Below are 11604 nucleotides of genomic sequence, written 5' to 3' on the forward strand. Positions count from 1 at the left end.
CTCGGGGCGCCGCAAGCGGAAGCCGAGACCGGGGCCAGCCGGGCGGCGGTGCTGCGCAACCTCGACCTCCTGGAGGCCCGCGGGCTGGTGCGCGAGGTCACGGGGCAGGGAAGGTTCCGGGTCTGGACCGCGAAGCTGTGACTCTTTCTACCGTCCGCACTGCCCGTCAGGGCCTTTCCGGTCGCAGGTGCCGGGCCTGGCATCCGGCCAGGTCAGCGGAAGCGCGATTGCGACCCCGCACATGATCAGAAGCGCCGTCAACGCGGCAAAGGGCGTAGCCGAGGCCGAAGCCAGCCCTGCAACGCGTCGACGGTTTTGTCGCCCGACGGCAGGTCTTGGTAGACCTGCACGACGTTCAGCCCGGTATTGGCGACGGTGTTCGTGGTCTTGCCCCCCGGGGGCGTCGGTGACGGGCGAGCGGGAATGTCGAAGACGCGCCCGGCGGCCAGCCCTGCATGCCCAAAACCACTTGACCGGAGCGGCCCAGTTCCCGAAGTCCCGAGCCTAGGGCGTCAGGAGGTACTTGCGCCGGGCCGGGTCGAAGTCTGCGATCCTGCGGCCCTTGGCAAAGGCGGTCTGCATCTCTTCCCGCAACGCCAGCCGCAAGGTGCGTGCGCTGTCAGGGGCCGTGCGCGTCAAGGCCTCCAGGTCCTCGGGCAGGGTCACGTCCAGCGCGACCAGGGCTTCGGACGGTCGCACCTGGCCCGCCGCCAGCGCCGCAGCCACCGGTGCTGCCAGATCCCAGTCGACCAGCAGCCGGTCCGAGGAAAGGCCGCTGTTGATGCCCGCCATCGCGCCGTAATAGTCCGGCAGATAGGTGTCGGCCGTCGCCCCCAGCCGGTGAATGTTCAGCGAAGCGTTCGTTGCGCGCAGCGGGTCGAAGGTCCAGCGCACATGGCGGATTCCCCGCTCCAGACACCAGTTCCGTTGATAGGTCTTCAGGCGGAGGCCCAGGTGCTGTCCCCGCGCTTCGGGCAGCACGGCCAGCCGGTGCGAATGCTGGACCTGCGGTTCGCGCGTCGGGAAACCGAAGACGTACCCCAGCAGTCGTCCCGCGACGAAAGCGCCGCCGACCAGACCTCCCTCGGCCTGGATCACCATCATCAGGTCCGCCGGATCGGGCAGGTCGCCCTCGCCCCAGACCGCGCGCTGGAGGCCTTCGGCGGCGCGGAACTCGTCCATGCCGGACAGGTCGCGGAAGAGCACCTCGGTCATACCGTGAAGTCCTGTGCCGACAGCGTGGCGGACTTCAGGTAATCGAGGTCAAGCGTCACTCCGATCCCGGGCCCCCGCGGAACCGGCATCCGCCCATTCACGCATTCCAGTTTCTCCTCGACGATGTCGCGGCTGAAGTAGCGGCTGGCCGACGACGTGTCGCCCGGCTTGGTGAAGTTGGGCAGGGTGGACAGGTGGATGTTATGCGCCCGGCCGATCCCCGATTCCAGCATCCCGCCGCACCAGACCGGCACCTGCCAGGCCTGGCACAGGTCGTGGATTTGCCGCGCCGCCGTATGGCCCCCCGAGCGGCCGACCTTGATGTTGACCACCCGCGCCGCGTCCGTCTGCAACGCCTTGCGGGCGTGGTCCACCGTGCGGATGCATTCGTCCAGGCACAGCGGCGTCCTGATGCGCTGCTGCAGGGTCGCGTGGTCGTGGATATCGTCCCAGGCCAGCGGCTGTTCGATGTAGTCCAGCGCGAACTCGTCCATCCGTCGGATCAGATCGCTGTCGGCCAGCGTGTAGCAGCAGTTGGCATCGACGGTCAGGTGCGCGTCCGGGAAGTCCTTCCGCACCGCCTGCAAGAGACCGATGTCGTGGCCCGGCTTCACCTTCAGCTTGATCCGCCTGTAGCCCTGCGCCAGATGCGCCGCCACCCGGTCGAGCGTCCCGGCGACGGGACCGATTCCGAGCGACACGCCGACATCGACCGCATCCCCCTCGCCGCCGAGCACGGCCTGCAACGGCAAGTCCAGCGATTTCGCCCAAAGATCCCAGAACGCCATCTCGACCGTCGCCCGGGCCATGAAATTCGCCCGCCAGGGCGCGAAGCGGCGGGCCAGTGATTCGGGGTGGGCGAAGCGTTGCCCCAGCACCTGCGGGATCAGCGCCGTCGCGAGCAAGTCCATCGCGCCCGCCACGGTTTCCTCCAGGTAGTCGGGCAGCGGATCCATCACGCCCTCGGCGTGGCCCTCCAGCCCATCCGCCCGCAACGTCAACAGGGGAAACACCTTTTCCGTCAGCGTGCCGGTGGCGATGGTGAAGGGTGTGACCAGGGGCAGACGCACAAGGCGCAGGGTGGCGCCGTCAATCCGCAAAGGGGCGCGGGTCGCTGCGGGGGTAGGCATCTGCGGTCCTCCGACAATGGGGGCTTATTTCAGCTTACTTGCATCGTTGACCGAATGAAAGATTCCTGACACGCTTACTTGCAGGGGGACCGCAAGGATGGACCAGGTCAAACATGCAGAGGTGGAAGGCACCGGCGATGCCCCGTCCGGCGACCTGCGCCAGCGCCTGACCCAGGCAACCGAAACCGGCACCCCCGCCGAACGCGCGCTGGCGCATTACCTGCTGGCGAACCTGCCCTCGCTGCCCTTCGAGACGGCAGCCACCGTGGCGGGCAAGGTCGGCGTGTCCGAGGCCTCGGTCGGGCGTTTCTGCCGCTCGATCGGCTACCGGCACCTGAAGGACCTGAAGTCCAGCCTCCAGCTCGATCTTGGCGAGAAGGCCTGGCTCATCGGCGACCGGCTGAAGGATTTCCACCGCCGCAGCCAGCAGGGCAGCGGGGAGCTTGCCCGCGCGCTGGAGCACGAGATAGCGGCCGTCGTTACAGTCTACGAACTTGCCGCGACGCCTGCCTTCCAGGCCGCAGTGCACAGGCTGGCCCGTCGGCGCGCCGTCTGGGTCGCAGGCTTCCAGACCGAACGCGGGCACGCGGCCGAACTTGTTCACAACATGCAATACCTGAGGGCGGGTGTTCACCTGGCCGACATCGCGGGCGGGCATTTCGCCGAAGTGCTGCTGTCGGACCCCGCCGAGACGACGCTGGTCCTGATCGACGGCCGCCGCTATTCGCGTCTGACCCGCGATCTTGCCCTTGCCGCGCGGGACGAGGGAATTCCCGTGACGCTGATCACCGACCCCTACTGCGACTGGGGTCCGGGCGTCGTTACCGAGCTGTTCGCCGTCCCGACCGACCTCAACCACTTCTGGGACACCACCTCTGCCATGTCGTCGCTGATCGGTCTGATGGTGAACGGCGTCTTCCGCGACCTCGGGGCCGAGGTCGAGGGCCGGATGGCGCGCGTCTCGGAACTTTACGGCGACTTCATCGGACATACCGCCCCGGGGCGAAACCCGGGCAGACCCTGACCCAACCAACAGAAAGGACCCGTCATGACCCATTTCTTCCGCAAGACCCTGCTGTCGGCCAGCGTCAGCCTGGCTGCCCTGATTGCCGCGCAAGCCGCCAGCGCACAGGAAGCCGTCTTCGTGATGGCCACCAACGAAGTGGGAGCCCCCACCTACAACCCGATCAAGGCCACGATGCTGAACACCGCAACGGGGCTGATCTTCGACCGTCTCGTCAGCCAGGCCGCCGACCTCAGCTATCATCCCTGGCTGGCTGAGAGCTGGGAAGAGGCCCCCGACGGCATGTCCTGGACCTTCCACCTCAAGCAGGGCGTGACCTTCCACAATGGCGAGCCGTTCAATGCCGAGGCGGTGAAAGCCTGGCTCGAACTCTTCAAGGCCGCCGAAGGCGAGAACGCCTATATGGCCGAGGCCATCGCCTCTGTTGAGGTTGTGGACGATCACACGGTGAAATTCGTGATGTCGCGGCCCGAGCCGAACCTTCTCTACAACCTCTCGGCCACCTTCATGGGCGTGGTCGAGCCGAAATCCTTCGCAGCACTTGGCGACGATTTCGGCGTGACCGAGGCCTATGGCACCGGCCCGTTCAAGCTGGAAAGCTTCACCATCGGTCAGGAAACCGTGCTGGTGCGCAACGACGACTACACCTGGGGACCCGCAGTCGCCGCCAACCACGGCCCGGCAAAGGTCGAACGCCTTACGTTCCGCGAAATCCCCGAGGATTCGACCGCCTTTCTTGAGCTGAAGACCGGGGGCGTCGACTTCCTGCTCTCGGTGCCGGCCGACCTGACGGCCGAGGTGCAGAAGGAAGCGAACCTCGCGATCCTGACCATGCCGGGACAGGATGTCTGGTACATGCCGATCAATGTCACCAAGGCGCCTTTCGACGATATCCGCGTCCGTGAGGCGGCCGCCAAGGCGATCAACCAGGAGGAAATCCTTGCCTCGGTGTTCGGCGGCGTCGGCGCGGTGGCCGACACCTTCCTGATCTCGGCCCTGCCGGAAAGCCATGTCTCGGACGGCGCGAAGATTCACTACGACCCAGATCGCTCCAACGCCCTGCTGGACGAAGCCGGGTGGGCGATGGGACCGGACGGCGTGCGCATGAAGGACGGCCAGCCGCTGAAGGTCACCCTCTGGACGCAAAGCGACAGTATCTTCCGCCGCCTGACCGAAGTGGTGCAGGCGCAGCTCAAGGCCGTGGGCATCGAAGCGGAGATCACCACCTTCGACAGTTCGATGATCCGCGACCAGTACAAGACCGGCGAGCAGCAGCTGGCGGTGCGGTCCTACAACTGGGACAATGCCGATATCGTCGACTGGTTCTTCGGCGGCGACCGCCTGGGCTATCCGAACGTGTCGATGTTCAACGACCCCAAGGCCGAAGAGCTGCGCGCGGCGGCGATGACGGGTTCGAAGAACATGGACGAGCGCGTCGCCAACTTCACCGCATACCACGAATACGTGCTGACCCAGTTCCCGATGGCGCCGATCTACCAGCCGGTGCAGGCCTATGCCTACAACAAGGACCGCATCGCCCTGCCCGAGAAGATCGACGCCTCGGCGTTTGGCGCCTCGGCCTTCCTTGACCTCGAGGTGAAGCAATAGCGCTCAGCCAAGGAGCACCGGCATGTTGTCCTGGCTCATCCGACGGGTCCTGATGCTCGTGCCGGTGTTCCTTGCCGTTTCGGTGGTGATCTTCTCGATCCTCCACTTCATCCCCGGCGATCCGATCGACAACCTCTTGAAACCCGGGTCGTCGCCGACCGCCCGGGCCGAGATGGAGGTGCGCTACGGCCTGGATCGGCCCTTGCCCGTGCAGTACGGCATCTGGCTGTCCAAGGTAGCGCAGGGAGATCTGGGAACCGCCATCGTCGCCCGTCGCCCCGTCGTCGACCTCATCGCGCAGGCCCTGCCGCATTCGCTGCGGCTAGGGGGTTTCGCGCTCCTCTTCTCGACCGTGGTCGGCGTCGGGCTGGGGGTGATCGCCGCCCTGAACCGGGATCGCTGGATCGACCGCGCGATCATGGGCGGGGTCCTTGCAGGGTCCACCATGCCAAGCTTCTGGCTGGGACTGATCCTGATGCTGGTCTTCTCGGTGCAACTGGGCTGGTTTCCGGTCTCGGGGGCGCGGGGCTGGCAATCGCTGGTGCTGCCGGTCCTGACCATCGGTCTTGGCGGCACTGCGCTTGTCGCGCGGATCACCCGCGTTTCGATGATCGAGGCCTCGGCGCGCGACTTCGTGATGCTCCTGCACGCGAAGGGCCTCTCGCCCCTGCGCATCCAGCTGCGCCACGTCCTGCGCCATGCGCTGATCCCGGTGGTGACGATCCTTGCCCTGCGGATCGGCTGGATCCTGGGCGGTGCCGTCACGGTCGAGGTGGTCTTCGCCCGTCCCGGACTTGGCACCCTGCTGATCAAGTCGCTCAGCCAGCACGATTACCCGGTGGTGCAGGCCTGCCTTCTGATGCTTGCGATGGCTGTGATGCTCGGCACGCTTCTGGGCGACATCCTGCAAGCCGCGATGGACCCGCGGGTGCGGGCAGCGCTGGCATGATCGCGCCGGTCCGCGCCCTGCAACGACCGCAGGGAGGCCTGGCCGGCCTGTGGTTGGCTCTGGTGATTGCCGCCGCACTCCTTGCCCCGATCCTGTCTCCCTACGCCTTCGACGCGCAGGACCTGCCGAACGCCTACCGCCCGGCCTCCGCCGCCCATTGGCTCGGAACCGATGAATTCGGGCGGGACCTCCTGACGCGACTCGTCTGGGGCGCGCGCACCTCGCTGTCCGTCGCCGCGACGGCAATCGCCATCTCCGTCTTTTGCGGCATGGTTCTCGGCGCCGCGGCAGCCTGGTTCGGCGGCTGGCTGGACCGCGCCGTCACCGTTGTCGTGGACCTCACCTGGTCCTTTCCGGAAATCCTGATCGCCCTGATTCTGGTGGCGATCATCGGCCCCGGCACGCTGGGAACGATGATCGCCATCTCGGTCGCCTATCTTGCGCAGTTCACCCGGCTGACCCGCGCCCAGATCCTGACCCTGAAAGGCGAAACATTCATCGAGGCCGCCCGTTCGCTTGGCGCGTCCAACGGCCACATCCTCTTTCGCCACCTTCTGCCCAACGCGCTTGCCCCCGTCCTTGTCTCGGCGATGCTGGCCACCGGTGATGCCATCATCCTGGAGGCGACGCTGGGCTTCTTCGGCCTTGGTGCCCAGCCGCCGGTGCCCAGCTGGGGCGGCATGATGTCGGCGGGCTCGGCCCTGGTGTTCAAGGCTCCCTGGATCATCATCTACCCCGGCCTTGCCGTCGCAATCACCGTGGTCGCCATCAACCTCTACGGCGACGCGCTGATCGCCGCGCTGGATATCCGCCAGAAACTGCGGAGATCGCCATGACCGCGCTTCTCGACCTGGCTTCGGTCAGCGTGTCCATCGGCTCTGCCCCGCTCCTGGACAGCATCTCGCTACGGGTCGACCGGGGGCAGATCGTCGGCCTGGTCGGGGAAAGCGGCTCGGGCAAGTCGCTGACGGCAATGGCGGCAATGGGCCTTCTGCCGCTGATCGGCGGGCGCGTCACGGGGGGCAATGTGCGGTTCGACGGGCAGGACATGGCCCTCATGACCGACACCCAGCGGCGCGTATTGCGCGGGCGACGGATCGGCTTCGTCACCCAGAACCCGATGACCGCGCTCGACCCGGTGCAGCGGATCGGCGAGCAGGTCGATGTCGTGTCGCGGCTGCACCTTGGCCTGCCACAAGCCGCCGCCCGCGTCCGCACGCTGGACCTCTTGACACAACTGCGCATCCCCGATGCCGCCTCGGTGGCGGAGGCCTGGCCGCACCAGCTTTCGGGCGGGATGAAGCAGCGCATCGTCATCGCGATGGCCCTGGCGGGGGAGCCCGACCTGATCATCGCCGACGAGCCGACCACTGCGCTTGACGTGACGGTGCAAGCACAGATCATCCAGATCCTTGGCGCGCTGGTTCGCGACCGTGGGCTGGCGCTTCTGCTGATCACGCATGACATGGGCGTCGTGGCACAAGTCTGCGACCGGGTCGCCGTGCTGTATGCAGGTCGCCTGGCCGAAGAAGGCCCGGTGTCGGACATCTTCGCCGCCCCCGCCCACCCCTACACCTCTGCCCTGATCGGCTGCATCCCGCAGGACGGCATGGCGCAGGGCAGCCTGCGCGGCATCCCCGGTGCCGTGCCCTCCGCGCTGGCGATGCCGCCCGGCTGCCGCTTTCACCCGCGTTGTGAGCGAGCCAGCGACCTTTGCCGGACTGTCGTGCCCGCCCCGGAAAGCTGCGGGCAAGGCACCGTCGCCTGCCACCACGCCGGGGTCATCGCATGACCGCGCCCCTGATCCGGATCGAGCACCTGACCAGACAGTTCCAGTCCGGCGGCGGCTTCCTGTCCCGCCCCCGCTCCATGCTGGCCGTGCGCGACGTCTCGCTTGGCATTGCGCGGGGCGAGGCTGTCGGCGTTGTCGGCGAAAGCGGCTGCGGCAAGTCCACGCTCGCCCGCCTCGTCCTGCGGTTGATCGAGCCGACGTCCGGGCGCGTCAGCTTTGACGGCACCGACCTTGCCACCCTGTCCGCAACCGCCCTGCGCCGGATGCGCCGCCGCATGGCGATGGTGTTCCAGGATCCTTATTCCAGCCTCGACCCGCGCCACACCCTGACCCAGGTGCTGGCCGAGCCCTTCCAGGTCCAGCGCCAGCCCCTGCCGCCGGGAACCATCGCCGCCCTGCTTGCCGAGGTCGGCCTGCCCGAGGGCCTTGCCGACAGCCATCCGCAACAGCTCTCGGGCGGCCAGCGCCAGCGTGTCGGAATTGCCCGCGCCCTGGCACTCCGGCCCGATTTCCTGGTTCTGGACGAACCCACCGCCAGCCTTGACGTGTCGATCCAGGCCCAGATCATCGCCCTTCTGGCCGACCTGCGCGGGCGGCTGGGGCTGACCTGTCTTTTCATCAGCCACGACCTCGGCCTCGTGCGCTATTTCTGCGACCGGATCGTGGTGATGTATCTTGGCGCGGTGGTCGAGGTCCTGCCCGATCCCGCCGCCGCGCCGCGCCACCCCTACACCCATGCCCTGATGGACGCGCGTTTCGCCCCGGACCCCGCGCAACGCAAACGCCTTGCCCCGCTTTCGGGCGAGATTCCCAGCCCCTTTGCCCTGCCTGCCGGCTGCGCCTTCGCTGCCCGCTGCCCGCACGCCACCGATCTCTGCCGCCGCGAAAGCCCCAGGCTCTCCGACGATCCCGCCCATCCTGTCGCCTGTTTCCACCCGCTCTGAAAGGTCCCTACCATGCCCTTCCACGTCCTGACCGGCTCCTTCGTTCATGAAAGCAGCACGTTCAAGAAGGGCGAGACCACGCTTCAGGATTTCCGGGACGAGGTGCTGGACCTCGGCCAGACCGCCATCGACCGCTTCGGCGAGGTGAACGACGAACTTGCCGGTTTCCTCGACGCTGGCCGCGCGGGCGGTTGGCGCGTTACCCACACCGTTTCGGCCCACGCGAACCCCGGCGCCCCGGTTTCGCGCCAGGCCTTCGACCATATCGCCGGGATCATCTGCGACGCGGCGCGCGAGCATCGCAGCACACTGGATGGCATCCTTCTGTCGCTGCACGGATCCATGGTCCCGACCTTTTGCGAGGACGGCGAGGGCGAGCTTCTGCGTCGCCTGCGCGCCATCGTCGGGCCCGACCTGCCGGTCGCGGCCTCGCTGGACCTGCACGCGATGGTGACGCCAGCGATGATCGAACAGGCGCAGATCCTCGTCAGCTACAAGACCTATCCACATATCGACATGCGGGCCACCGGGCTGCACGCGGGCCGGATTCTCGACGCTGCAATGCGGAGCGAGGTCCGCCCGCGGACGATCCGCGTCCATGTGCCCATGCTGGACGAGGCGAACGCCGGCCGTACCGACGTTCCCGCGACAGCCGCGCTCTATGCCCGCGCCGCTGCCCATGAGGCCGAGCCGGGCATCCTCGCCGTCTCGGTCAACGCTGGCTTCTCCGAGGCAGACATCGCCGAAATGGGCCCGACCGTGCTGGTCACGCATGACAAGGGTGCAGAGGCGCGGGCCGAGGCCATCGCCCGCGACCTGGCCCGCAGTATCTGGGACGGACGGGGTTCCGTTGCCAACACCTTCCTCACGCCCGCCGAAGCTGCGGCACAAGCGCGGGATTTCGATGCCGCCAAAGGCCCGCTGGTGATCGCCGACTATGCCGACAACCCCGGCGCCGGGGCCTATGGCGATGCGACGGCACTCCTGTCCGCCCTGCTGGACGCTGGCGCCGAACCCGGTGCCTTCGCCCCGATGATCGATCCCGAAGCCGCCGCGACGCTGCACCGCTACCGGGTGGGCGAGACCGTGACGCTCGATCTGGGCGGCAAGTGCGACCCGGCATTCGGTGGTGGCCCGCTTCGGCTGACTGGCGAAATCCTGAACCTGTCGGACGGATCCTACACCGGCGACGGTCCGATCCTTGGCGGCATCACCCACAGCTTCGGCCCGACTGCGGTGTTCCGCGTCCAGGGTATCGACATCCTTGTCGTCACGCTGAACGAACAGATGCTCGACCTCCAGCAGGTGCGCACCTTCGGGATCGAGCCCGCCCGCCTGCGCTTCCTGGTGGTCAAGTCGATGCAGCACTTCCGCGCGGCCTTCGAACCCATCGCGGGCAAGGTCATCGTCTGCGATACCGGCGCGCTGGCAACCCCGCAGGCCCACCTGCGCCCCTATGTCCGCGTCCGCCGCCCGGTCTGGCCGCTTGACCGCGACGCAACCTATGATCCCTGACCTGCCCCGCCGACCAGACTGGCCGTCATCCCGATACCGTCAGTATCGGTCGTGGGTTCTGTCGCAAAGTCCTCCGAAGAGGATCACCGCCTTCGGGAAATGACCGCCTTCGAACGACATCGTCACATTGTCTCCGAAGAGCCTTGTCCCCAGGGACCGTCGATCCTCAAGCGCATTTCGGTCAAGAACCAAAGCTTGCGTCAGAACTCAGCGCTGATCACGGGCCGACCACCCGGCACCAGTCCGTCAATTTTCCTGCCTGCACCCCGACAGCAAGGATGCGGCCTCGACGGCGCGGTTTTCGGGGCGGACAACTCTGACGAAAGGCAATGCCTGGGCCTTGTCGCCGATGCCGCCAAGGTCCTGGGCGGGCTGGATGTCCTGGTCAACAACGCGGGCAAGCAGGACACGCAGGAAAGGATCGAGGACATCAGTACCGAACAGTTCGTCAAGACCTTTGCGGTGAACGCCATCGCGCCCGGGCCATTTTGGACCGCGCTGCAACCGTCGGGAGGACAGACGGATGAAAAGGTTCGCCATTTCGGGCAGGACAGCGCCTTCGGTCGCCCCGGCCAGCCTGCCGAGATCGCCGCGGCCTTCATGTTCCTTGCCACAGGTGAACCGCTGTTCATGACCGGCGAGACCTTCGGTGTGACCGGTGGCAAACCCATCGCGTGACGGAACGCCTCGCGTAGTTCCGCGTTGTCCCTTCATGTCCGACCCTCTCGGCTAGAGGCATGTCAATCGGGCGCAATGGCAGGAAGAATCCGGCGGTTTTCCCGATTTCCCGCCGGGGCCAACGAAACGGCAGCCGAGCTTCTGTCCCATTTGCCTCGCCGTTGCTCCCGTGCGCAAGCACGGGGGCAACAGGCCGCGCAGCCGGGTCAGCGGCACGTCGATCTCGTGTTGCGGCATCGCGGTCGAGGCGGCGGTCGATCCCCGGCAGGATGTTCGAGGGCAGGAAGGCCACCTGTTCTGTCTCGGCAAAGAAGTTGTCGGGGTTGCGGTCCGGCACCATCCGCCCGATGACCCGGAGCGGCACCACCTCTTCGGGGATCAGCTTGGTCGCGTCCAGCACATCATGGGGCAGGCTGTCGGGCAGCGCCTGATCGAAAACCTGCATGGCCAGATCCCATTCCGGGAAATCGCCCGGGGCGATGGCCTCATCCCGAAGCCCTGTCGGGCCGGACACCAGCCCGGTTGATCGCGGCGCTGGCGACGCGCCCGATGCTCGGGGCGCCGCGGGTGGGAACCGAGACCGGGGCCAGCCGGGCGACCGTGCTGCGCAACCTCGACCTGCTGGAAGCGCGCAGTCTGGTGCGCGAGGTGACGGGGCAGGGAAGGCTCCGGGTCTGGGCTGCGAAAGTGTGACGTGGGCGACCCGGACGAACATCATCGCGGCTGGACGATTTTCGGCGCCCGCATGG

At 67.1% G+C, this 11604-nt stretch carries 12 protein-coding genes; 9 read left to right on the forward strand and 3 right to left on the reverse strand.

Annotated elements, in window-relative coordinates; genetic code table 11:
- Nucleotides 1-504: 504 nt before the first annotated feature.
- Nucleotides 505-1215 carry a GNAT family N-acetyltransferase gene (locus JNL31_RS11000; RefSeq protein ID WP_294973186.1) on the reverse strand — a complete coding sequence of 237 codons (711 nt, stop codon included), beginning with the start codon at nucleotides 1213-1215 and terminating at the stop codon, nucleotides 505-507.
- On the reverse strand, nucleotides 1212-2345 hold the full coding sequence (gene menC / locus JNL31_RS11005) for an o-succinylbenzoate synthase (RefSeq protein WP_294973188.1): 1134 nt from the start codon (nucleotides 2343-2345) through the stop codon (nucleotides 1212-1214). The genes JNL31_RS11000 and menC overlap by 4 nt, the downstream gene beginning before the upstream one ends.
- 97 nt (nucleotides 2346-2442) lie before the next feature.
- Here menC and JNL31_RS11010 point away from each other — a divergent pair, with 97 nt between their 5' ends.
- The 8 genes from JNL31_RS11010 (at nucleotide 2443) to JNL31_RS11045 (ending at nucleotide 10855) form a co-directional block, all read left to right on the forward strand.
- Nucleotides 2443-3369: a MurR/RpiR family transcriptional regulator gene (locus tag JNL31_RS11010; protein WP_294973189.1), complete on the forward strand. Its 927-nt coding sequence runs from the start codon at nucleotides 2443-2445 to the stop codon at nucleotides 3367-3369.
- 24 nt (nucleotides 3370-3393) lie between these two features.
- A complete protein-coding gene (locus tag JNL31_RS11015) occupies nucleotides 3394-4977 on the forward strand; it encodes an ABC transporter substrate-binding protein (RefSeq protein ID WP_294973190.1) in 1584 nt (527 codons plus the stop codon).
- Between the two features lie 22 nt (nucleotides 4978-4999).
- The gene (locus JNL31_RS11020; protein WP_294973191.1) at nucleotides 5000-5926 is read left to right on the forward strand and encodes an ABC transporter permease; all 927 of its coding nucleotides are present in this window, start codon (nucleotides 5000-5002) and stop codon (nucleotides 5924-5926) included.
- Entirely contained in the window at nucleotides 5923-6762 is an 840-nt protein-coding gene (locus JNL31_RS11025; RefSeq protein WP_294973193.1) for an ABC transporter permease, read from the forward strand. Before JNL31_RS11020 ends, JNL31_RS11025 begins: the two co-directional genes overlap by 4 nt.
- Entirely contained in the window at nucleotides 6759-7718 is a 960-nt protein-coding gene (locus JNL31_RS11030) for an ABC transporter ATP-binding protein (protein WP_294973195.1), read from the forward strand. Before JNL31_RS11025 ends, JNL31_RS11030 begins: the two co-directional genes overlap by 4 nt.
- Complete coding sequence (locus tag JNL31_RS11035) at nucleotides 7715-8662, forward strand: ABC transporter ATP-binding protein (RefSeq protein WP_294973197.1); 948 nt, start codon at nucleotides 7715-7717, stop codon at nucleotides 8660-8662. The genes JNL31_RS11030 and JNL31_RS11035 overlap by 4 nt, the downstream gene beginning before the upstream one ends.
- Before the next feature lie 12 nt (nucleotides 8663-8674).
- On the forward strand, nucleotides 8675-10177 hold the full coding sequence (locus JNL31_RS11040) for a M81 family metallopeptidase (protein ID WP_294973199.1): 1503 nt from the start codon (nucleotides 8675-8677) through the stop codon (nucleotides 10175-10177).
- Between the two features lie 99 nt (nucleotides 10178-10276).
- The gene (locus JNL31_RS11045; RefSeq protein WP_294973201.1) at nucleotides 10277-10855 is read left to right on the forward strand and encodes an SDR family oxidoreductase; all 579 of its coding nucleotides are present in this window, start codon (nucleotides 10277-10279) and stop codon (nucleotides 10853-10855) included.
- On the opposite strand, the gene JNL31_RS11050 is transcribed toward JNL31_RS11045, so the two are convergent.
- Complete coding sequence (locus JNL31_RS11050; RefSeq protein WP_294973203.1) at nucleotides 10806-11300, reverse strand: catalase; 495 nt, start codon at nucleotides 11298-11300, stop codon at nucleotides 10806-10808. The genes JNL31_RS11045 and JNL31_RS11050 overlap by 50 nt on opposite strands.
- 104 nt (nucleotides 11301-11404) lie before the next feature.
- On the opposite strand from JNL31_RS11050, the gene JNL31_RS11055 reads away from it, so the two are divergent.
- Nucleotides 11405-11548, forward strand: coding sequence for a hypothetical protein (locus JNL31_RS11055; protein ID WP_294973205.1), 144 nt, complete (start codon nucleotides 11405-11407; stop codon nucleotides 11546-11548).
- The last annotated feature ends 56 nt before the right edge of the window (nucleotides 11549-11604 follow it).

The organism is Tabrizicola sp. (assembly GCF_016792905.1).
Lineage (GTDB): Bacteria > Pseudomonadota > Alphaproteobacteria > Rhodobacterales > Rhodobacteraceae > Tabrizicola.